This window comes from Bacteroides luti, from assembly GCF_900128905.1.
Lineage (GTDB): Bacteria > Bacteroidota > Bacteroidia > Bacteroidales > Bacteroidaceae > Bacteroides > Bacteroides luti.
Map to the genome: position 1 here is coordinate 342,220 of NZ_FQTV01000001.1, position 23,352 is coordinate 365,571.

Here is a 23,352-nt window from a genome sequence, read left to right on the forward strand (position 1 = left end):
TCTCTATATGAAAATAGCCTTTCTTCGGGATGAAGAAAGGCTATTGCTATTTATACAGAACTTGATCTGTTTCTTACTTTGAAACGGCTTCGAGCTTTTTCATGATTGAGAAAATGAATGTACCTGAGATTATACAAAGCACTACAAGAACGCCCCACATAATCCATAATTCAATTCCCCATAAATAACCAATGATTGCTACACATTTGTTACCTATAGCTGTGGCTGCAAGCCATCCACCCTGCATCAAACCTTTATATTTGGGAGGAGCTACACGGGAAACAAAGCTAAGCCCCATCGGGCTAAGGAACAATTCGGCAATGGTTAGCATGAAGTAGGTTCCAATAAGCATGTTTGGTGAAACTAAAACATCACTTACTCCACCGGTAGATGCTATTGCATCCGGATTAGGAAGGCCTAGTGAACCTATTGCCATCATTATAAAGGCAAAAGCTGCAATAAACATACCAATTCCAATCTTACGCGGAGCCGATGGCTCTTTATCCTTACTATTGAGCATAGAAAAGAATGCTACTGATACAGGAGTAAGAATAACGATGAAGAATGGGTTGAACTGCTGGAAGATTTCAGGAGTAATGGTTAATATCTCCGGCATACCAACGTAGTAGGCATATGCTCCGCCTGCTCCAATAAGGAATGCTATTGCCGATATTACTTTTGTATTATTGCTTTTTGCCTGAATAAAACCAAGAATACCATAGAAAGCAACAATCATCATTACCATGGTAGGCAAGCCGAAGCCTATTCTCGTTAGTCCGCCAACAGCACTATTGGTATAGTCGCGGGCAAACCAGGTTAGTGTTAATCCGTTCTGATGGAATGCCATCCAGAAGAAGATTACTACTGCAAACACAAGACACAAGGCTATCAGTCTTTGCTTTGTCTCGGCACCCGAAAGTTCTTCTACATGATTTGTTTGTCCTGATGCAACATCTGCTTTTTGTTGTTGACGTGCAGTAACATCGGCAGCTTTATAATATTTACGGAACAAAGCAAATATAAGAATAGAGATTACCAGAGAAACACAAGCTACACCGAAGCCGTAGTTATATCCTTCTGAAAGCTTTTCAATATAATTAGCTCCAAAAGCTTGAAGATTGGCACTTGCACCCGGAGTTTGAGCTTCTGCCAGTTGTTTAAAGCTAGCCAAACCTTCTGGAGTAATTGTTCCGTTAGTCAGCTGATGAGCCAATGCAGGGATCTTTGCTTCGTAAAAGAGTCCGGCTCTTTTCAGGAAGAAGTTATATACAGCACCTGCAGCCGAAGGAGCAAAGAATGCACCAATATTGATACACATATAAAATATACTGAAAGCCATATCACGCTTTGAGTTATATTTAGGATCATCATACAAATTACCAACCAAAGCTTGTATATTGCCTTTAAAAAGTCCGGTACCAATAGAAATCAGTCCTAAAGCACCGTACATCATATACTTGGCAGCTGTATCGACTCCTGTAGGCATAGCCAGCAGCAGGTATCCAACAAACATAACAACAACGCCTGCTATAACTGTTTTTCCATATCCAAGGAAACGGTCGGCTACAATACCTCCCAATAACGGAAGGAAGTAAACCAAGGCTAAGAAATTAGAAAATATTTCGCTGGATGCATTCTTATCAAAACCAAACTTGGCCTGGATAAAGAGTACAAAGATAGCCAACATGGTGTAGTAACCAAATCTCTCGCCCATGTTTGCAAGGGCAAGAACAAATAATCCTTTGGGATGTCCTTTTAACATATAAATTTATTTAATGGATAATATTATTTTTCGATACCAAGTAATTCTACTTCAAAAATAAGGGTTGAGAATGGCTTGATAGGACCAGCATCTCTTGAACCGTAAGCAAGATCGTAAGGAATATAAAGTTCCCATTTTGAACCAACAGGCATAAGTGTTAGGGCTTCTGTCCATCCTTTGATTACCTGACCGGCACCGAATGTAGCTGGTTCGTTACGTTTATATGAACTGTCGAACTCTGTTCCATCGAGCAAGGTTCCTTTATAGTGAACTTTCACTTTGCTATCGGCGGTAGGAATCTCACCTGTTCCTTTGGTTATAATCTTATACTGCAAACCGCTGGCTGTAGTTACTACGCCTTCTTTGGTTTTGTTTTCGGCAAGGAATTTAATTCCGGCTTCTTTATTTGCACCGTATTGTTGTTCAAGATTCTTGTCTTTGATTTTCTCCATATTTTCCTGAACATATTTCTGTGCAGCATCTACGCTTATAATGCCTCCTTTACCCATTGTTCCGGCAATGAAGCCTTCAAGGTAAAGGTCTTTGTCTATGCTTTGTGTTGTTTCTTTGCCAAAGATCTCTTCGTTAACGCCTTTCAGCATTTGGCTATTGAGTTGCTGACCAATAAGGATTCCTAAATGATAGGCATTTTGTTTCTTATCGGTTGAAGTGGCTACTTCTTTAAGACCGCGGATAAAGTCGTCGAAGTAAGCTGTATCCATCTCCATTTTACCGGTTAGATAGTCTCTCAGACCTTGTGTTTGTGCCATACCCATTGTGTAGGCAAGAGAATCCATCTGATTCTTAATAACAACTGGTTTTACTGTTTTAGCAACTTCAAGTTTAACTTGTTTCTCTGTAGCTTTATTCTTTTGTTTAACTTTTGTTCCTTTGGTTTGGGCATTGATGTCCATAACATTGCCTTGCACACAAAGAACGGCAGCAAGTAAAAGTAGTTTTTTCATCGGTTTTGTTTAAATTGTTTTTTATGATTAAATTAATTATTCTTCTTCAGTAAAAAGTATGCAGACTTCTGCACGCACTTCTTTAATAAGTTCTTTGGGATCGACTTTTAACTGCAATCCTCTCTGCCCGGCACTAACATATATATATGGAAAATCCAGACAGGTGTTGTGAATGTATGTAGGAAAATGTTTCTTCATTCCTATCGGAGAACATGCACCACGGATATATCCGGTTGTGGGGAGCAATTCCTTCATGGGAATCATGTCGCAACTCTTATTGCCGGATACTTTTGCAGCCAGTTTAAGGTTTACTTCTCTGTCACCAGGAACGATACAAACAAAATGACCGGTTTTATCTCCGTGCAACACTAATGTTTTAAAAACCTGATCTACGTTCTCTCCTAACTCGGCTGCCACATGTACGGCACTTAAATCGCTTTCGTCTACTTCGTAAGGTATCAGTTCGTATGCTATTTTAGCTTTGTCGAGCAGGCGTGCTGCATTGGTTTTATTTATTTTCGTACTCATACTCTAATTCATTTTTCAAAAACTTAGGTGTGTAGCCTTTATCACATTTGGCTACCTCTTCGGGAGTTCCACAGCAAAGAAGCTGTCCGCCACCTTTACCGCCTTCTGGGCCCATATCAATAATGTAATCGGCCATCTTGATAACGTCCAGGTTGTGCTCGATGACAATGATTGTGTTTCCTTTGTCGACCAGTTTATTAAGTACTCCCATCAGTACGCGGATATCCTCGAAATGGAGTCCGGTAGTTGGTTCATCGAGTATATAGAGTGTTTTGCCTGTATCTCTCTTGGCAAGCTCAGTGGCAAGCTTCACACGCTGGCTCTCTCCACCGGAAAGGGTGGTTGATGGTTGTCCCAGGCGTATGTATCCTAGACCCACTTCCTCGAGCACCTTTATCTTGTTAAGAATCTGAGGAACGTTCTCGAAGAATTCTACAGCACGGCTGATGGTCATATCGAGCACATCGGCTATGGATTTTCCTTTGAAACGAACCTCAAGAGTTTCTCTGTTGTATCGTTTACCGTGACAGATTTCGCATGGCACATATACATCTGGCAGGAAGTTCATCTCTATGGTTTTATATCCGTTACCTGAGCAGGTTTCGCATCGTCCGCCGGATACATTGAAAGAGAATCGTCCGGCTTTATAGCCTCTGATCTTAGCTTCGGGCAGTCCTACAAACAAGGAACGAATATCCGAAAACACTCCGGTATAAGTTGCCGGATTTGAACGGGGCGTTCTTCCAAGTGGTGACTGGTCTACATTTACCACCTTATCTATGTTTTCGAGTCCTTCTATTGCATCGTATGGCAATGGATCTTGCAATGAGTGATAGAATTTCTGCGAAAGAATAGGCTGCAGTGTATTGTTTATCAATGATGATTTACCACTACCCGATACTCCGGTTACACAAATAAGCTTTCCGAGAGGGAAATCAACATCTACCCCTTTCAGGTTATTACCTTTGGCTCCTTTCAGGGTTAAGGTAAGTCCGTTGCCTTCTCTTCTTTTTTCAGGTATTTCTATTCTCTTCAGTCCATTGAGGTACATGGAAGTCAGGGTCTTAGTTTTAAGCATCTCGGCAGGAGTTCCTGCAAAGACAACCTCACCTCCAAGTCTTCCGGCCTTAGGACCCATATCTACAACGTAATCGGCAGCAAGCATCATGTCTCTGTCGTGCTCTACTACAATCACAGAGTTACCAGAATCTCGCAAAGCCATCAATGATTTGATTAGCTTCTCATTATCTCGCTGATGCAATCCGATACTAGGTTCATCAAGGATATATAGTACATTTACCAACTGAGAACCAATCTGGGTAGCAAGGCGAATTCGCTGGCTCTCACCACCTGATAATGTTGCCGAGGTTCGTTTAAGTGAAAGATATTCCAAACCTACATCGAGCAGGAATTTCAGTCGGGTACGTATTTCTTTTAATATCTCTGTTGCAATCATCCTTTGCTTGTCGCTAAGGAACTGATCTACATTGCTAAGCCATTCATAAAGCTCGGAGAGGTCCATAGACGACAACTCATCAATATTCTTATCGTGAATACGGTAGTACAGTGCTTCTTTATTGAGTTTTGCTCCTTTACACTCAGGACATTCTGTTGTTACAGAGAATTGTTCGGCCCACTTCTGTGCAGTAGCCGACACATCCTTTTCCTGCATCATCATAATGTACTTTATCACTCCCTCGAAGGTTACAAAATAATCGGATGAAGAGCCTATCAAAGTGTGGTCTAGCCTTACTCTTTCATCTGATCCGTATAATATTTCTTCGATGGCATCATCTGGAAGATCTTTGATTGGCGTTTTCAGTTTGGCTTCGTACCTCTCAAGAATAGAAATAATCTGCCAGAATATCATAATATTCCTATGCTTACCGAGTGGAACGATACCTCCTTCGTGAATTGAAAGGTTACGATCAGGAATGATCTTATCTATATCAATCCGATTGATAACTCCAAGGCCTTTACACTTAGGACAAGCTCCCTGAGGGGAATTGAAAGAAAAGTTATGGGGAGCCGGCTCACGATAAGCCAAACCGGTAACAGGGCACATCAATCGTTTACTGTAATGACGTACGCTTAGTGTCTGCGCATCTAGTATCATCAGTAATCCATCGCCTTGCTGCATGGCTGTAGCAACACTTTGCTTGAGGCGTTTATCGTCTTTATCACCAACTACCATCTTATCGATAACCACTTCTATATCGTGATTCTTATAACGATCGAGTTTCATGCCGTGCATAATTTCTCTGATATCGCCATCAACACGAACATTAAGATAGCCCTTTTTCCTGATCTGCTCGAAAAGTTCTTTGTAGTGCCCTTTTCTTGATTTTACAAGCGGTGCCAGCAAATAGATTTTTTTGCCTTTATAATCATGAAGTATCAGATCAAGAATCTGCTCTTCTGTATATTTCACCATCTTCTCACCCGAAAGGTACGAGTATGCTTCTCCGGCTCTTGCATAAAGCAAACGCAGGTAATCATACACTTCGGTAGTGGTTCCTACCGTAGAACGGGGATTCTTGTTGGTTGTTTTTTGCTCGATGGAAATAACAGGGCTCAGTCCGGTGATTTTATCTACATCCGGACGCTCCATATTTCCTAAAAAGTTTCGGGCATAGGTAGAAAACGTTTCAATGTATCTACGCTGTCCTTCAGCAAAGATTGTATCAAATGCTAATGAAGACTTTCCGCTTCCGCTTAGTCCTGTAATAACCGTTAAACTATTACGAGGTATACTTACATCTATATTCTTTAAATTGTGCACACGCGCACCATACACACTTACCTGATCTTTTTCTTCAGCCATATCTTTAATTTATTCTCCTGTTGTTCCTGTAGTACCACTACCGAAACCACGCAGAATATTTATATCTCCTTTGTGATTATACTTAATTCCATCCGATCCCAAAGCGTTTACTACAATGAAGTAAACTCCGTCTTTCACGGCTTTACCATGGGATGTTCCATCCCACCCTTCTTCAGGATTATTCCATTTATACAGTTCTTGTCCCCATCTGTTAAACACAACTGCATTGAATTTTACCAATGACTTATGTTTTACTTTAAACACATCATTCACACCGTCTCCGTTTGGCGAGAATGCGTTAGGAACTTTCAATTCCGATTCACTGATTATCACTGTAAAAGCATCGGACTCGTACGTTACGCTCGACGCTGTATCAGTGATATAAAGCTTTATATAATATGTTCCGGAAGTAGTAAATGTATATGTTACCACTTCATCATATCGACTTAAAAGTGTGGAAGAGAAATCTGTCTTGTCAGAGAACTTCCACTCATATCGTAACGTTGATGATGCATCTGCCACGTTGGACGTAAACTCTACTTCCATGGGTGCAGAACCGGTAAATTGGCCGCCTGGTTCAATAGTTTCACCGTCAGTAGCCGTACCATTTTCTGACAATTGCTTGGCTACAGGACTTGCCTTAATCTCTTGTGCCTGACCGTTTAACGGAAGCAGGAAAAGAGATAAAGAAAAGCATAACAGAACCATATAAAGCTTGTTAGCGGCTAAAGTATCCTTCTTTTTACTATGTTCTGAATTCATGGGAACAATTATATCATTTCTCGTTACATATATATACCTAACGTGATATTTGCAAAATTAATGTTTCCTACTGAAATATTTAATTAAAAAAGGGAATATTATTTTCTTAACTGATTATATAATGTGAATATAACAGATTTTTGTACCTTTGCTTTTCGTTTTGAAGGACAAAATAAAAATGATATTTAAATACATGAATTCACTTAAATCATTATACGTTGCTTTGCTGTTTACAGGCTTTTCCTGGAGCACGGTAATAGCACAGGAAAGTAATTCATTTTTTCTTCATACCATTGAAAAGGGACAAAGCCTTTATTCAATTGCCAGCACATATAACGTTGCCACAGTGGACATTATCAAGTTGAATCCCGGATGTAGTGAGAAGCTGATTGCCGGGCAAAAACTTCGTATTCCTCAAAGCAAGACAAAGAAACAATCCAGACAATTTCATACAATACAAAGCGGAGAAACTCTTTACGGGCTGACTGTGAAGTATAATGTAACTGCTGAGGATATTTGTGAAGTAAATCCTGGATTAAGTGCCGAGAACTTTAAAGTGGGACAGGTTATTGTGTTGCCTGCTAATTCTACAATAGATAGCGAGAAGGTAAAAGCAACTAAATCTCAGCCTGCTATTCGTCCGGCCGTAGAACCAAAATGCAAGGATATGCATAAGGTTAAAAGGAAGGAAACAATCTTTAGTATCAGTCAGGAATACGGCGTTACGCAGGAGGAATTGATTGCTGCTAATCCGGAAATAAAGAAAGGGCTGAAAAAGGGAGAATTTATTTGTATTCCCTATCCTACTCCTAAAGTTGAAGCAAAAGTAATTCCTAGCGATACTGAGCTATTCAACGCTAAAAAGAACAGAGACAAAAAGCTTTCTGTAATAAAGGCTGCAGTGATTTTACCATTCATGCTAGATGCTGGCAAGAAAGCAGAATCGGCCCGTATGGTAGAGTTTTACGAAGGTTTTCTTATGGCTGCAGACAGTTTAAAAAGAAAAGGAACATCTCTGGATATCTACACATACGATTCCGGCAATTCACCTGCCTCTATCAATGCAATTCTTGCCAAAGAGGAATTAAAAGGAATGAATATTATTTTCGGACCATTATATAATAATCAGATAAAGCCATTGGCTGCCTTTGCTAAAGAGAATAATATAAAGCTTGTTATTCCTTTTAGCTCTAAAGATAATGAGGTGTTTAATAATCCTTCTGTATTCCAGATCAACACTCCGCAGTCTTATTTATATTCAGAGGTCTACGAGCACTTTATGCGCAAGTTTACTTCACCCAATATTATATTCCTGGATGCAGAGGAGAAAAGCGGTGAAAAGAAGGAATTTATTAACGGATTCAAGCATGAGCTTTTAAGCAATAACATTACTTTTAAAGAGCTTAAAGCTTCGCACGATGCAGCTGTTTTAAGTGCGGCACTAAGTAGCACGAAAGAGAATGTATTTATTCCTACTTCGGGATCTAATGTAACCCTCATAAGATTGCTACCGCAATTGCAATTGTTGGCAAGAGAGAATCCTGCAACATCTATCCATTTGTTTGGTTACCCAGAATGGCAGACATACACGCAAGATCATTTGGAAAAGTTCTACGAACTGGATACTTATTTTTATTCTTCGTTTTACACCAACAACCTGTTACCAGAAACGGTTAAATTCATATCTTCATACCGAAAATGGTATAGCAAGGATATGATAAATACATACCCTAAGTTTGGAATGCTGGGATTTGATCTGGGATATTTCTTCCTGAATGCCTTGTCTGAATATGGCACAGGATTCGAAAAGCATCTTTCTCAAAATTCTTTTCACCCCATACAAACCGGCTTTAATTTTCAACGTGTAAATAACTGGGGAGGATTTATCAATAAGAAGGTTTTCTTCGTAAACTTCTCCAAGAACAATGAACTAATTAAATATGATTTCGAATAAGATCATGAATAAATACATTATATCACTACTATTTGCAGCTTTATCAGTTCCTGCATCAGCTCAGTTGGGAGCACAAAGAAATAATTTTTCTGTTGGTATCAATGCCGGTGTTAATTACAATAATATATCATTCAATCCTACTATTAAACAGAAAGGATATATGGCATACGTAGGAGGATTAACAGCACGTTATGTTTCGGAGAAGTATTTTTCCATAATATGCGGCACACAAGTGGAACTAAACTTCTCTCAGCGTGGATGGGAAGAAATGATTGAAGATAACACAAACACTTACAGCCGCACTATGAACTATATTGAAATGCCATTCCTTGCTCATCTGGGATTTGGAAAGGAACAAGGTACGCAGTTCTTTGTCAATATGGGCCCACAAGTGGCTTTCTTGCTAAGTGAGAAAGAGAACTTCAGCAGTGACTGGGATGCAAGCAACCGTCCAAACAAGGTTAATTACCAATATAACAAAAAGGCTGATAATAAGTTAGATTATGGACTTGTAGGAGGAGCCGGTTTTGATATAAATTCAAAAGTAGGACATTTCTTGCTGGAAGGACGTTATTACTTCGGACTGGGTGATATATTCAAAAATGATAATTCTAACGTGAACAACTTCGATAAGTCATCACACAACACTATCTCCGTAAGACTGACTTACTTGTTTGATCTCACGAAATAAGATCGCTGTTTTCCTGCTAAGCATGAAAGGGAGCAAGAATAAGGTGTAAGAAGATAGGCTCAAGGAATGCTTCCGCTGCATGAAGCAATATTAACGACGAAGAACTAAAAGAGATTAGATTCCCAATATGACTTTCAATATAAGTTGCACGAGTTTTTAAATCTTATCGAAGAAGTAAAGAAATAAAAGAGATTAGATTTCAGTTCTTTGAGAATTGAATGTATAAAGCAACTTCAAAGATTGACAGAAATCAAAAGAAAAAGATGTATGATAGAGGTTGCACAAAGAAGCTTTCCTTAGAGCGAAGAGAAACCTAAAGGATAAGGCATAAGAAAGGGGTTGTTCTAACTTTACAGAACAACCCCTTTCTTGTATCTTTTGTCACAAAAATCTGGAACGATAATTAAAGACTGATTATATATTCAGAACTCAAAGAGTTCAATTTATTCAAACCAGAAAGTATTCATCTGATTTAATCTACAGTTATACCCCCTTGATTTTCATTACTCAAAATCTTCTGATCTATTTATCTGATTCTATCAGCAGCTCTTACCATCTCATCATCTTTGCGGATAGCACGTATTGCAAGATAATTAAGAATCATAGCAATTAGCGGCAAACAAAGACCAAATGACGGATTAAGTTCAGCCTTACTGCTATTCTTTAAGAATATAACAGATACGAGAACTACACTATAAAAGCCAGCCATAATAAGCAGATTAAAAACACTCATTCTTATCTGAAGTTTTCTATTCTTATATAGAAAGATAGAAGCAAATGCAATTAAAGCACCCAGAATAAGTAATGCCAATTGTCCCCATGGAGTATAGTTTAACCCCGCTTCAGGGAAAGAAACATGCAACGGAGTAAGCGGATAGGTCACTCCTTTACTATCAACAAAAGAAGCAATCGGTAAGAATATGTTTGATGTAAGCAGAGCTGTTACAAGCAATAAATAAATACTTTGAATGCGTTGTATCATAATTATTTTAAATTCGGTTGTTTAACATATAAAAAAGAAAGGCCGCCTCAGTAAAGAAACGGCCTACCTGAAGACTTTTTATTGCAATTTATCTTTTTCCTTTGATGGATTTCTGTAATAAACCTTTCCTTCAAGGTATTCCTGAGCAGCAATTAAGTCAGGCTTAGGCAATTTTTCATAATAGCGAGAGATTTCAATCTGCTCTCTATTTTCAAATACTTCCTCCATATTATCTGTATATGAAGCAAACTCCTGCAATTTCTTAGAAAGATCGCCTTTAATTTCAACAGCAATCTGATTGGCACGTTTCCCAATAATAGAAACTGTTTCATAAACATTACCAGTATCGGAACACAGATCCATCATGTCACGTGTAATGGTATTTGTTGGAGCATTTGTTTTTTTGTAATCCATAATTCTATTTTGTAATTAATCTTTAAACTCTTTGCTTGATTCTTTAAATATCTTTTCTACCTCTTTTGAGTATTTACTATCCGGGAATTCGTTTTTGAATGCGTAATATTCATCTACTGCATCGCGAAAACGTTCTACTTTCTTTTCTTGAATACTTTGAACTGCCATCTGATATTTAGATCGAAGTACTAAGATTGAAAGGTCTTCACGAAGCTTTGCATACGGATAATCCTTTAAAGCATTTTGTGCAGTGATTACACAAGACTGATAGTTATTACCCATATAATTTCCCAAATCAAAATAAAGCTTTGCAGCTAAATATTCTTTTTGCACAAGCTTATCTTGCAAAGCAAAAATCATATCCTGAGCTTCCTGCTTCTTTGAGCTTTGTGGGAAGTACTCCATAAACATCTGCAATTCCTGAATTGCTTTGTATGTTCCAGACTGGTCCAAACGAGGTTCCGGAGTATCCAGACCCAATGACTTTCCAGCATGGAAACGAGCTAATTCAGTAAACTGACCTTTTGGATATGTATTGTAATATGTCGTAAAATAATGAGAAGATGTACTATAATCCTCCTGATTATAATAACTCATTGCAAGCATATACAAAGATTCCTCAGCTTTATCAGTTCCCTTTAGCTGAATAAGCATGTCTTCCAGCAATGTGGCAGATTTTGAGTACTTACCATTGGCAAAGTAATTCTTTGCTGCCTCGTATTTGTACTCATAATCAGTACTTTTCAATATTTTGTTATATTCTCCACAAGATGATAGAGCTCCAGCTATAAGTATTGTAAGGATGATATTTCTTTTCATTTCATTCAAAATAATGCGCAAAGTTACTGATTCCCTTTGAATAATACACAATTTTTCAATGTTTTTTAATACAAAAATTATGATTACAAATATAGAATTCTCTTTTTATAGTCTGTACAAATCACTTGCAGCTAAAAGTTCGACCTTTTTTTCTGTCAAAACCTTGATACAGGTTTCCATATCGCTGGGGCGTATAATTACATTAGCCGAGTCGTTGTTTGCAAAGGAATACATGTATTCAATAAACACTCCTGCCTCAGAAAGATAGTTAAGTACTTTGGCAAGCGCTCCGGGAACGTTAGGACAGTTGATGCCCACTACGTCTGTTATATTAACGGCAAAATGATTTTCCTTTAAAACCTTATATGCTTTGTCCGGATCGGAAACAATGCCACGAAGAATGCCGAAATCTGCATTCTCGGCGATACATAAAGCTGAAAGGTTAATACCTTCTTTTGCTAAAATTTCAGTAACCTCTGTTAGTCGGCCGAATTTGTTTTCCAAAAAAATCGACAATTGTTTTGCTATCATAACGTTTTGATTTATAATATAATAATTATGATCAGATCAATATTCAGATTAATTAAAGCTTTCTGTTATCAATTACTCGTTTTGCTTTACCAACACTTCTTTCGATGCTTCGTGGCTCAACGATTTTAACATCAACTCCTAACCCAAGAACGCTCTGCAAACGTGAAGTGATCTTCTTCTTCAATGCAAGCATCTTATTTATCTCATCAGAGTAAAACTCCGGACGAGCCTCTACTTTTAGCTCCATTCTATCGGTATTGTTCACACGATCTACAGTAAGCAGATAGTGCGGTTCAAATTCCGGCAGCTCCAAAATTACAGATTCTATTTGAGTTGGGAAAACATTTACCCCACGAATAATAAGCATATCGTCACTTCTACCAAGAATTCTGTCCATGCGAACCAATGTACGGCCACAATCACATTTCTCGTAGTGAAGGGCTGTAAGGTCTTTTGTGCGGTAACGTAGAAGCGGCATACCTTCCTTGGTTAAGTGAGTAAATACCAATTCTCCCTGCTGACCGGGTTCTACTGGTTGCAAGGTGTGAGGATCTACAATTTCAGGGAAGAAATGATCTTCGTTAAGGTGAGTTCCATTCTGATGATCGCATTCAAAGCCTACTCCAGGGCCGGATATTTCACTCAATCCATAGATATCATAAGCCTTGATAGCCAGTTTTTCTTCAATCTCCTTACGCATACTTTCAGTCCATGGTTCTGCACCAAACACACCTGCCTTGAGCTTGAAATCTTCTCTCGGAATACCCGAGTCCTTAATGGCATCGGCAATAAATAGTGCGTATGACGGAGTACAGCACAACACGGTAGTACCGAAATCGTGCATCAACTGAATTTGTTTATCGGTATTTCCGCTGGACATTGGAATAACAGAAGCGCCAATGTTCTCGGCACCGTAATGAGCTCCTAGCCCACCGGTAAAAAGTCCGTAGCCGTAAGCTATCTGGAATATATCTTTGTTATCGGCTCCGTAAGCGGTAAAGCAGCGTGAAAGACATTCGGTCCACAAAGAAAGATCCTTTCGTGTATATCCCACAACGGTTGGTTTACCTGTTGTACCGGATGAACCGTGAATTCTCACGATTTGTGACATAGGTACGGCACAAAGTCCGAATGGATAATTGTCTCTTAAATCTGTTTTTGTGGTAAATGGAAGTTTGGTAATGTCTTCTATTCCGTTTATATCATCCGGAGTAAGACCCAATTCCTGCATTTTTTTACGGTAGAATGGTGTGTTGTGATATACATATTCCACCATTTTTTTCAATCTGATGCTCTGAATTTTGCGAAGTCCTTCGCGATCCATGCATTCGATACTCTCGTTCCAAATCATCTTTCTTAGCTATGCTTTTTATAGTTTTATACCTCTTTTTGTGATAATCTGTCGCAAAGTAACAAAATAAATTGGAAAAACTATTATTTACAGTTAGATTATTAAGCAAAACCGATGAATATTGAGATTCTATCGATTAGTCATTTTTCAAAGATTCACTGTGTTTTTTAGAAACAAAAAGGAATATCAAAAATATCTTGTACAAAAGATTGTTTTCTTTTGTACAAAACAAATCATTCTTCTGTACAAAAGAATTAATTGTTTTGTACAAGGAAATAATAACCATTGGAAGAGTTTTTTCAATATCCGGTTTTGATTTTTAAAATTACGCCCTTATGCATATGTTTCTTTACCAAATTGTGTAACTTTACGGTCTTTAATTGAAGAATATACGATGGACTTTGAACTAACATCAGACTATCAGCCTACGGGTGACCAACCGGAAGCTATCGCTCAGCTTACGGAAGGCCTCAACAGCGGACTTCCGGCTCAGACTCTTCTTGGAGTAACGGGATCGGGTAAAACGTTTACAATTGCCAATGTAATTAAGAACATTAATAAGCCGACTTTAATTTTGAGTCATAACAAAACGTTGGCGGCTCAGCTTTACGGTGAATTCAAGAGTTTTTTCCCTCATAATGCCGTTGAGTACTACGTTTCTTACTACGATTATTACCAACCGGAAGCTTATCTGCCCAGCAGTGACACATATATAGAAAAGGATTTAGCTATCAATGATGAAATTGACAAGTTACGACTTGCTGCTACTTCTGCCCTTCTTTCCGGTCGTAAAGATGTAGTGGTTGTCTCTTCTGTTTCCTGTATTTACGGTATGGGAAATCCTGCCGACTTCTATGAAAATGTAATCGAGATAGAGCGCGGACGGACTTATAGTATGAATGTTATTCTCCGCAAGTTGGTAGATAGTCTCTATTCGCGTAACGATGTGGATCTGAATCGTGGTAACTTCAGGGTGAAAGGTGATACAGTTGATGTTTTCCTTGCATACTCGGAATGTATATTGAGAATATCGTTCTGGGGAGATGAGATTGACTCCATAGATGAGATTGATCCGCTGTCGGGCGTACGAATAACTTCTTTCGAGAGTTATAAGATATATCCGGCTAATCTCTTTATGACAACTAAAGAGAGCACAATGAAGGCCATTCATGAGATTGAGGATGACCTTACCAAACAAGTGGCATTCTTTGAGAAGGAAGGTAAGCCTTACGAAGCCAAACGTATTTATGAGCGTGTAACTTACGATATGGAGATGATTCGTGAACTGGGGCATTGTTCGGGTATTGAGAATTACTCCCGTTATTTCGATGGCAGAGAACCGGGTACTCGTCCTTACTGTCTGCTGGATTTCTTTCCGGACGACTTCCTTATCGTGATAGACGAGAGTCACGTGAGCGTACCTCAGATCAGAGCCATGTATGGAGGCGACCGTGCCCGTAAAATAAATCTGGTGGAATATGGATTCCGTCTTCCTGCAGCAATGGATAACCGTCCGCTGAAGTTCGAAGAGTTTGAAACTCTGGCTAAACAAGTTATATATGTAAGTGCTACTCCAGCCGATTATGAGCTGGTTAAGAGCGAAGGAATCGTAGTGGAACAGGTTATCAGACCTACCGGACTGCTTGATCCTATTATTGATGTTCGTCCAAGTATGAATCAGATTGATGATCTTATGGAAGAGATTCAACTGCGTATTGAGAGGGAAGAGCGTGTTCTTGTAACTACCCTAACCAAACGAATGGCAGAAGAGCTGACGGACTTCCTACTGGGCAATGGAGTTAAATGTAACTACATCCACAGTGATGTAGACACAATGGACCGTGTGAAGATTATGGAAGATCTCCGTACCGGTGTATATGATGTGCTTATCGGCGTAAACCTTCTGCGTGAAGGACTCGACCTTCCTGAGGTTTCGCTAGTAGCTATTCTTGATGCCGACAAGGAAGGTTTCCTACGCTCCCACCGATCTCTTACCCAGACAGCCGGACGTGCTGCCCGTAACGTAAACGGACGTGTAATTATGTATGCCGACAAGATTACGGACAGTATGCGAAAAACAATAGACGAGACAAACCGTCGCCGTGAAAAGCAACTAGCTTACAACGAAGCAAATGGTATTGTTCCGCAACAGATCAAGAAAGCACTAAAGATGTCGGTATTTGGTGGTGGAGAAGGAAAAGAATTCACCAAAGTTCCGAAAGCTTATGTGGAGCCAACCGGCACCAATATTGCCGCCGATCCTATTGTTCAGTACATGAACAGACCTCAACTGGAAAAGAATATCGAAAAGGTTAAAAAGCAAATGCGCGATGCTGCCAAGAAGCTCGAGTTCCTTGAAGCAGCTCAGTATAGAGATGAGCTTATCAAGCTGGAAGATTTACTGAAAGAAAAGTTTCCGGATTAAGTACAAATAGTTTTGTATCTTAAAAGGTAGTACTGCAATACAAAATGTATATATTGTAATAATCAATAATAGAAAGGTTCTGCCATGATTATAAAAGCTATTGATGCCCGAAGAAGCATCAGAAAATATAAGAATCAGAAGGTTGAGGAGGAGAAAATAAATGAGTTGCTGGAAAGTGCTCGTCTTGCTCCTTCGGGGAGTAACACTCAACCGAGTCATTTCATTGTTGTCCGTTCCAATGAAAACAGAGAAAAGATAGCAAGAGTCTCCCATAATCAGAAATGGATGCTTACAGCTCCGGTACACATTGTCTGTATAGCCGATTTAGGATGCCGGATAAAGGAAAGTCATTTTTCTATCAATGAAAATAGTCCGCAAGAAGAAGTAAAGCAGATTATCAGAGATGCATCCATTGCTATTGAACACATTGCTCTGCAAGCTGTGGAACTCGGATTGGGAACGTGTTGGGTGGCCTGGTATACTCAGGAAGAATTTCGTCCGGTACTTGATATTCCGGAAGATAAATATGTAGTTTGCGTACTCACGGTAGGTTATCCGGATGAAGCACCTAATTACAGACCCAAAAAACTACTGAAAGAGATTGTACATTACGAGAAATGGTAATAAAAAAGAGCCATCGAGGACAAACTTCCTGATGGCTCTTTTTACAGTTTAATATTTAAAATTCCACAAGAATTCTGAAGACCTTTCCAGGGTTTGCAGCCCACTCTTCCATTGCACTCAGTGCATTTTCAGGAGTTACAATCTTAGAAATCAGTTCGTCCTTAGGACAAGTTCCTTGTTGCAGGTATTTTGCCACAGCGCGGAAGTCGGCAGGCATAGCGTTACGTGAGCCGCGGATATCAAGCTCCTTCTGAACAAAGTATTTTGTCTGGAAAGAAACTTCACTCTTAGCGTAACCAATGCAAACCACACGGCCTGTAAATGCCACTTCGTCAACAGCACATCTGTAAGTAAAAGGACTACCTACAGCTTCAATCACTACATCAGGTCCAAGACCACCAGTAAGTTCAAGAAGGCGTTCGTGAAGATTTTCTGTTCCAGAGTTAATGCCGTAAGCCGCACCTACTTGTTTTGCCAACGCAAGCTTTTCATCGTCAAGGTCAACAGCAATTACTGTTGCTCCACGTAATGAAGCTCTCACGATAGCACCCATGCCAATCATTCCACAGCCAATAACCATTACAACATCAATGTCAGTTACCTGAGCACGAGACACTGCATGGAAACCTACGCTCATTGGTTCAATAAGCGCGCAGTCTCTTGGAGTAGTATCTGCTGCAGGAATTACTTTGGACCATGGAAGGGCAAGATACTCTCCCATTGCACCGTTACGCTGCACACCAAATGTTTCGTTGTGTTCGCAGGCGTTTACTCTTCCGTTACGGCAAGAAGCACACTTACCGCAGTTTGTGTAAGGATTTACAGTTACACTCATTCCAACTTCAAATCCGGCCGGAACATCCTTACCTATGCTTTCTATTACCGCACCCACTTCATGACCAGGGATAATAGGAAGTTTAACCATAGGGTTCTTACCTAAAAAAGTATTTAAGTCGGAACCGCAGAAACCTACGTACTTAATTTTAATCAAGATCTCGTCATCTTTCATGACTGGTTTGTTCACTTCCACCACCTTTAGTTCTCCGGGGGCTGTAATCTGAATCGCTTTCATAATCTATTTTAATTTAAAAAACTCTTATTTAATCAATAACTTTATAACCTTTCCAGCCGTAATAAGCACAGAAAAGGAAGCATACTAACGGAATAACATACGCAACATGGTATATGTTTGCGTTAAGCTGCATAAGGTATGCCGTAAACTGTGGCAAACAAGCATTACCAACAATGGCCATTACCAGAAAGGCTGAACCACTCTTTGTGTTTGAGCCTAAATCTTTAAGCGCCAATGAGAATTGTGTTGGGTAAATAATTGACATAAAGAAAGATATGGCCAACATTGCGTAAAGACCAATCATTCCTCCGTAGCACATAATTACTACGCACAGGCATACATTTACAAGCGCATATACGGTAAGCATGTTTTGCGGACGGAATCTTGCCATCAGGAATGTACCAATCCATCTACCGCTAAGGAAACACAACATGTACAATCCGAAGAATGTTGTAGCTTGTCCTTCCGGTATTCCAGCGTATGTACAGCAATACACAAGGAACAGACTATTAATAGCTGTCTGTCCGCCATTGTAAAAGAACTGAGCAATAACTCCCCAACGAAGATGCGAACGCTTTAAAACGCCAAAATCGATCAGTTTACCGGTTTTTGTTTCGCCTTCCACACTGTTTCCTTCTTTAATTTTAGGTAAGTGAGAGAATACGAAAACAACAGCAATAATAATCAGTGCAGCAGCCAGAATAAGATAAGGCAATTTCATTGCATCAGTCTCAGTCTGAATATAACCTTCCCATCCGCCTACATAATCAGTAGGAAGAGATTCGCGGGTGTAATGATTTCCACTCAACACCAGTTTACTAAGAAACATGGCAGAGATAAAAGCACCCAAACCGTTGAATGACTGAGCCAGGTTCAATCGTCTGGAAGCTGTGGCCGGATTTCCCAACGCTGTAACGTAAGGATTGGCAGCTGTCTCAAGAAAACACATACCAGTGGCGATAATAAAGAAAATGGTAAGATATGCCCAATATTCCTTGATTATGGCAGCCGGGAAGAAAAGCAATCCTCCGAATGCAGCCAGCATAAGCCCCAGAATAATACCCGACTTATAGCTATACTTTTTCATAAACATAGCAATAGGTATAGGGAAGATGAAGTAAGCAAGCCAGTAAGCTGTTTCAGTAAATGAAGCCTGAAACGTACTCAACTCGCAAGTCTTCATCAGCTGACGGATCATGGTTGGCAAAAGATTACTACTGATAGCCCAAAGAAAGAATAAACTAAAGATTAGGGCTAAAGGCAGCGCACTATTTTTTTTATCTAATTTCATATTATATTTAATTGTGTTTTTCTATTCAGACATGTTTTTAATGTAAGGCAAATCTACAAGATCTTTGAATCCATAGAACTTCTCGGCATTCTTTCCAAGGAAAAGAGCTTTTTCGTGGGCAGACAGTTCGTTCGATTTCAGAACAAAGTCGTAAGACATCTTATAAGTGATGGCTGTAATGGTACGAGGATAATCCGATCCCCACATTAATTTTTCCATTCCTACAAGATCTGCCGCTTCCTTAATAGCCTTCACTGCTCCATTGAAAGGATAGAACTCATCATTGAAAAGCCAGGTTATACCACCCGATTCAATCATTACGTTCGGATATCGTGCAAGTTTAACCTGCTCCAACCAGTCGGGCATGGTAACCATTGCAAAGTGTCCGATAGCTACTTTCAGATTGGGGCATTCCTTTATCACCTCTTCCAGCTCTCCGGTTTGTATTGCACCGTCGGCCAAATCTATAGACAGGATAATTCCATGTTCCTCCATATAGTGAAACATCTTCATCATCTCTTCACAATTGAGGTATACTCTACCCTCTTTCAGTAGCAGTCTTTGTGCCGGAATCTTGATTGCTTTAAAACCCGAAGCTATTAATTCCCGAGCCTGAGCAAAATATCCAGGGCGACGAAACTCACACATTCCGCAAACAAAGAAACGATCGGGATACTTATGGGCCACCTTCAGCAAGTAATCGTTTTGTATACCATCGATATACTCCTGAGTTACTACAGCAGCCGACACCTGAGCGTAATCCATGTTCGATAGGAATACCTCGGCACTGTTTTTACCGTCTATCATAAACGGAGGAACCATCTGGCGGACTTCATCCATGAAGAATGAACGTCCGTTTTCCATGGTATAGATGGGCAATCCGTTGACCACAGTATCCTGTTTCAGCCACAGGTGACTGTGAGCATCTATTATTTTAAAATCTAATTTAAAATCCATAATCAACTCAAAAAACTAAGAGTTAGCCCAGCTTACACGTTTCTGATCACCAATAATGTCCTGAACTTCTTCAACCAGTTTCCAGTCGATTGGTTCATTAACGAATTCAATATTCTTAAGAACATTATCAGGATTAGCAGAACTAAACAATGTACTAGCAATACGAGGATTGCTTACTGAGTACTGAATAGCTAACTTCTCGATTGGATAGTTCTTTGATTCGCAATGTTGAGCAGCCTTAGCGCAAGCTTCAACCAAAGAAGCAGGAGCCGGATGCCATGCAGGTACGCCACGTTTAGAAAGTAATCCCATTGACAGCGGAGAAGCGTTGATTACACCCACGTTCTTAGATTCAAAGTAATCAAGGAAATCAGCCAGTTTATCATCGTTAAGGCAATAGTGGCAGAAGTTAAGAACACTTTCTACTGTTCCTTCAGGTACACGGTCGATAACCCATTTCAGGTTTTCCAGCTGAAGGTCAGTAATACCCACATGCTTTACTACACCTTTTTCGCGTAATTCTACTAAAGCAGGAAGTGTTTCGTTAATCACCTGATTCATATCAGAGAATTCAATATCGTGAACGTTGATCAAATCAATATAATCAATGTGAAGACGTTCCAGACTTTCGTAAACACTTTCGGTTGCTTTCTTTCCGGAATAATCCCAAGTGTTTACTCCGTTCTCACCATAACGCCCCACCTTTGTAGAAAGGTAATAGTCGGCACGGTTCATATCTTTTAATGCTTTTCCTAAAACAGTTTCTGCTTTATAGTGACCGTAATAAGGAGAAACATCGATAAAATTCAATCCATTTTCTACTGCTGTAAATACAGCTTTAATACCTTCGGCTTCGCGAATATCGTGAAACACACCACCTAGAGACGAAGCTCCAAAACTAAGACTGGAAACTTTCATTCCGGTCTTTCCTATTTCCTTGTAATCCATGGTTTTAATTTATAAAGTTTATTTTGAATCAAAAATAGATGTTTATTGATGATGTGTATAAGCTTTGCTATTAAAAAGCAACGCAAAGCTTTGCGTAAAACTAATATTTAGTAAATTTGAACCCTGATTTAATTAATGGTATTCAAATATAAGCACGGTAATGAGTTCAACAAACAAGAAGAAGCACGTATCACTCAAGCAATTAGCAGAAGAGCTGGGTGTTTCAATATCTACGGTATCGAGAGCACTAAAAGGCAGTTCTGAAATTAGTCAGGAGATGATTGACCGTGTGAAGGCTTTAGCCAAAGAGATGAACTACCGTCCAAACCCGTTTGCCATTAGTTTATTGAAAGATACTCCACGAATTATCGGCATTATTGTACCTGATATAGTAACTCACTTCTACTCCTCTATAATTAGCGGAATAGAAGATGTGGCTACTCAAAACGGTTATTTCGCAATCATTACTTCCTCGTATGAGCAATACGAGCGTGAAAAGCAATGTGTAGATCATCTTATTAATATACGGGTTGAGGGAATAATAGCCTGCCTGTCACAGGAAACAAAGAGCTTCAACCATTTTGAAGACCTGGCAAATGCCAATATTCCAATTATCCTTTTCGACAGAGTGTGTCTCACGAACATGTTCTCGTCTGTAGTTGCCGATAACAGCGAATCTGCCCGACAAGTAACCTTGCATTTACTGGAGAACGGTTCCAGACGCATTGGATTCATAGGAGGTTCCAATCATCTGGATATTGTAAAACAACGAAAACATGGTTACCTGGAAGCGCTAAGAGAAAAAGGAATTCCTATCGAAAGAGAGTTGGTGGTCTGCGAAAAAATGACTTACGATGAAGGAATGGAGGCTACAAAGAAACTACTCTGTCTCCCTAATCCACCCGATGCCATTGTAGCCATGAACGACACGCTTGCGTTTGCTGCCATGAAAGAAATTAAGCAACGCGGACTTAGAATCCCGGAAGATGTAGCATTAGTGGGATACACTGACGAAATGCACGCCTGCTATGTGGAGCCAAACCTTACAGCCGTTACTCACCAGACGTATAAAATGGGGGAAGCTGCGTGTAATTTGCTACTCAATCAATTAAAAAACGGAGAGGATATAAAGCAGGTTGTAATCCCTACGCAGTTGCAAATAAGAGATTCTTCTATAAAAAGAATATAGTTATCTGTGAAGTATAACAGACAGATAACTATATCCTCAGGTATTACCAATATTTAGATCCAGGCATTCACAATCTCGGCAACATACATCTGGTGGAAGTTGCCATGAGTATTGTACCATCTGTCAATATATTCAGGATCGGCAAATCCTTCTTTCTTGATTTGGTCTGAGTACAGCTTCTTGCATTCTAAAGTGATTCGTGATTGTTCGAAACATACATTACCCATTTCTGTGAAATGAGGAACTAATCCGGTTTCTTTCACTTTATCAATATCGCGGCCAGACTGTTTACCACAGATTTTATGAATATCTTTATTCTCCATGCCTAAGAAAGAAACTGTGAAGTAATCTCCTTTTTCAAGGAATTCAAATGTGTATCTCTCCGGACGGACAAAGATGAACGCAACTGGTTTGTTCCAAAGAAAGCCTATTCCACCCCAACTGGCAGTCATGGTATTAAATTTCTCCTTATCACCTGCAGTAATAAGCATCCATTCGTTACTTATATTTTCAAAAAAGTTTTCTGTAAGTTTGTTTGGTTCTATTCGTTCCATACTGGTTCTTATTTAAATGACTCAAATCTATATTTTAAATCTCTACCTCTTCCTGATCTTCTTCTTCAATAATCCTGGCAGTTTCCACCTTTTCCAGCCTAGCCCTCATCTTAGGCATGGCAGACTTCCTTATGCGTAATGTCATAACACAATCCATATCAAAAGTCTGGCTAAGAATTTCCGGTTCTTCTTCCTTAACAATCCGCATAATATCGTTCATAAACGGATATTCAAAAGAAACAGTAATATCTTCGTCTACAGTTTTTTCAATAATTGTGGCATTAGCAATAGCCTCTGAAGCCGCAGCTTTATAAGCAACAATCAATCCACTGGTGCCTAGCTTTATTCCTCCAAAGTAGCGAACTACAATAATAAGAATATCAGTCAGTTCGTTGGAGTTAATTTGCCCGAGAATAGGTTTACCTGCAGTACCCGAAGGTTCTCCATTGTCGTTTGCACGGAAATCTTTCCTTTCATGACCTAGCATGTAGGCATAACAGACGTGACGGGCATCATAATACTTTTTCTGATATTGCTCTATATAACCTTTTATTTTCTCAACACTACGTACAGGGATGGCAATAGCAATGAATTTACTACGCTTCTCCGTATATATGCCTTCCGAAAGTTCTGTTATTGTTTTATATGTATCTTCTATCGCCATAAATCAGAAATAATGCACAAAAGTAATGAAATAAAAAACACCACA

21 protein-coding genes are annotated in these 23,352 nt (G+C 39.4%); 5 read left to right on the plus strand and 16 right to left on the minus strand.

Features of this window, described 5'->3' with window-relative positions:
- Positions 1-73: 73 nt before the first annotated feature.
- The 5 genes from BUC21_RS01455 to BUC21_RS01475 are packed head-to-tail and all read right to left on the minus strand — an operon-like array spanning position 74 to position 6,841.
- Complete coding sequence (locus BUC21_RS01455; RefSeq protein ID WP_073398734.1) at positions 74-1,762, minus strand: peptide MFS transporter; 1,689 nt, start codon at positions 1,760-1,762, stop codon at positions 74-76.
- A gap of 23 nt (positions 1,763-1,785) precedes the next feature.
- On the minus strand, positions 1,786-2,727 hold the full coding sequence (locus tag BUC21_RS01460) for a BamJ family beta-barrel-assembly machinery protein (RefSeq protein ID WP_139261183.1): 942 nt from the start codon (positions 2,725-2,727) through the stop codon (positions 1,786-1,788).
- Between the two features lie 36 nt (positions 2,728-2,763).
- The gene (gene ybaK, locus BUC21_RS01465) at positions 2,764-3,255 is read right to left on the minus strand and encodes a Cys-tRNA(Pro) deacylase (protein ID WP_073398735.1); all 492 of its coding nucleotides are present in this window, start codon (positions 3,253-3,255) and stop codon (positions 2,764-2,766) included.
- Positions 3,236-6,079, minus strand: coding sequence for an excinuclease ABC subunit UvrA (gene uvrA / locus BUC21_RS01470; RefSeq protein WP_073398736.1), 2,844 nt, complete (start codon positions 6,077-6,079; stop codon positions 3,236-3,238). Before uvrA ends, ybaK begins: the two co-directional genes overlap by 20 nt.
- 9 nt (positions 6,080-6,088) lie before the next feature.
- Positions 6,089-6,841: a T9SS type B sorting domain-containing protein gene (locus BUC21_RS01475; RefSeq protein ID WP_083547533.1), complete on the minus strand. Its 753-nt coding sequence runs from the start codon at positions 6,839-6,841 to the stop codon at positions 6,089-6,091.
- Positions 6,842-7,034: 193 nt separating this feature from the next.
- On the opposite strand from BUC21_RS01475, the gene BUC21_RS01480 reads away from it, so the two are divergent.
- Both BUC21_RS01480 and BUC21_RS01485 read left to right on the plus strand, forming a co-directional pair.
- On the plus strand, positions 7,035-8,795 hold the full coding sequence (locus tag BUC21_RS01480; protein ID WP_073398820.1) for a PBP1 and LysM peptidoglycan-binding domain-containing protein: 1,761 nt from the start codon (positions 7,035-7,037) through the stop codon (positions 8,793-8,795).
- A complete protein-coding gene (locus BUC21_RS01485; RefSeq protein ID WP_073398737.1) occupies positions 8,782-9,486 on the plus strand; it encodes a porin family protein in 705 nt (234 codons plus the stop codon). The genes BUC21_RS01480 and BUC21_RS01485 overlap by 14 nt, the downstream gene beginning before the upstream one ends.
- Positions 9,487-10,012: 526 nt before the next feature.
- Here the strand turns inward: BUC21_RS01485 and BUC21_RS01490 are convergent.
- The 5 genes from BUC21_RS01490 to BUC21_RS01510 all read right to left on the minus strand — a co-directional run bounded on the left by BUC21_RS01490 (position 10,013) and on the right by BUC21_RS01510 (position 13,583).
- Positions 10,013-10,468 (minus strand): DUF4293 domain-containing protein, encoded by a 456-nt coding sequence (locus BUC21_RS01490; RefSeq protein ID WP_073398738.1) that lies wholly within the window; start codon positions 10,466-10,468, stop codon positions 10,013-10,015.
- A 78-nt stretch (positions 10,469-10,546) separates the two neighbouring features.
- On the minus strand, positions 10,547-10,882 hold the full coding sequence (locus BUC21_RS01495; RefSeq protein ID WP_073398739.1) for a DNA-directed RNA polymerase subunit omega: 336 nt from the start codon (positions 10,880-10,882) through the stop codon (positions 10,547-10,549).
- A gap of 15 nt (positions 10,883-10,897) precedes the next feature.
- A complete protein-coding gene (locus BUC21_RS01500) occupies positions 10,898-11,701 on the minus strand; it encodes an outer membrane protein assembly factor BamD (RefSeq protein ID WP_073398740.1) in 804 nt (267 codons plus the stop codon).
- 105 nt (positions 11,702-11,806) lie between these two features.
- Positions 11,807-12,232: an amino acid-binding protein gene (locus BUC21_RS01505; RefSeq protein WP_073398741.1), complete on the minus strand. Its 426-nt coding sequence runs from the start codon at positions 12,230-12,232 to the stop codon at positions 11,807-11,809.
- Between the two features lie 52 nt (positions 12,233-12,284).
- Positions 12,285-13,583, minus strand: coding sequence for a phenylacetate--CoA ligase family protein (locus BUC21_RS01510; protein WP_073398742.1), 1,299 nt, complete (start codon positions 13,581-13,583; stop codon positions 12,285-12,287).
- Between the two features lie 394 nt (positions 13,584-13,977).
- On the opposite strand from BUC21_RS01510, the gene uvrB reads away from it, so the two are divergent.
- Together uvrB and BUC21_RS01520 are read left to right on the plus strand one after the other, a co-directional pair.
- Positions 13,978-16,008, plus strand: a complete 2,031-nt coding sequence (gene uvrB, locus BUC21_RS01515; RefSeq protein ID WP_073398743.1) for an excinuclease ABC subunit UvrB — start codon at positions 13,978-13,980, stop codon at positions 16,006-16,008.
- Positions 16,009-16,092: 84 nt separating this feature from the next.
- Entirely contained in the window at positions 16,093-16,632 is a 540-nt protein-coding gene (locus BUC21_RS01520; RefSeq protein WP_245797040.1) for a nitroreductase family protein, read from the plus strand.
- A gap of 55 nt (positions 16,633-16,687) precedes the next feature.
- On the opposite strand, the gene BUC21_RS01525 is transcribed toward BUC21_RS01520, so the two are convergent.
- The 4 genes from BUC21_RS01525 to BUC21_RS01540 are packed head-to-tail and all read right to left on the minus strand — an operon-like array spanning position 16,688 to position 20,900.
- Positions 16,688-17,704: a zinc-binding alcohol dehydrogenase family protein gene (locus tag BUC21_RS01525; protein WP_073398744.1), complete on the minus strand. Its 1,017-nt coding sequence runs from the start codon at positions 17,702-17,704 to the stop codon at positions 16,688-16,690.
- A 28-nt stretch (positions 17,705-17,732) separates the two neighbouring features.
- A complete protein-coding gene (gene fucP, locus BUC21_RS01530; RefSeq protein WP_073398745.1) occupies positions 17,733-18,995 on the minus strand; it encodes an L-fucose:H+ symporter permease in 1,263 nt (420 codons plus the stop codon).
- A gap of 21 nt (positions 18,996-19,016) precedes the next feature.
- Positions 19,017-19,952, minus strand: coding sequence for an amidohydrolase family protein (locus BUC21_RS01535; protein WP_073398746.1), 936 nt, complete (start codon positions 19,950-19,952; stop codon positions 19,017-19,019).
- Between the two features lie 15 nt (positions 19,953-19,967).
- Positions 19,968-20,900, minus strand: coding sequence for an aldo/keto reductase (locus tag BUC21_RS01540; RefSeq protein ID WP_073398747.1), 933 nt, complete (start codon positions 20,898-20,900; stop codon positions 19,968-19,970).
- A 160-nt stretch (positions 20,901-21,060) separates the two neighbouring features.
- Here BUC21_RS01540 and BUC21_RS01545 point away from each other — a divergent pair, with 160 nt between their 5' ends.
- Positions 21,061-22,089 carry a LacI family DNA-binding transcriptional regulator gene (locus tag BUC21_RS01545; RefSeq protein ID WP_073398748.1) on the plus strand — a complete coding sequence of 343 codons (1,029 nt, stop codon included), beginning with the start codon at positions 21,061-21,063 and terminating at the stop codon, positions 22,087-22,089.
- Positions 22,090-22,142: 53 nt separating this feature from the next.
- Here the strand turns inward: BUC21_RS01545 and BUC21_RS01550 are convergent, their stop codons facing one another.
- Together BUC21_RS01550 and BUC21_RS01555 are read right to left on the minus strand one after the other, a co-directional pair.
- Positions 22,143-22,643: a flavin reductase family protein gene (locus tag BUC21_RS01550; protein ID WP_073398749.1), complete on the minus strand. Its 501-nt coding sequence runs from the start codon at positions 22,641-22,643 to the stop codon at positions 22,143-22,145.
- A 34-nt stretch (positions 22,644-22,677) separates the two neighbouring features.
- Positions 22,678-23,307, minus strand: coding sequence for an IMPACT family protein (locus BUC21_RS01555; RefSeq protein ID WP_073398750.1), 630 nt, complete (start codon positions 23,305-23,307; stop codon positions 22,678-22,680).
- Positions 23,308-23,352: the final 45 nt, after the last annotated feature.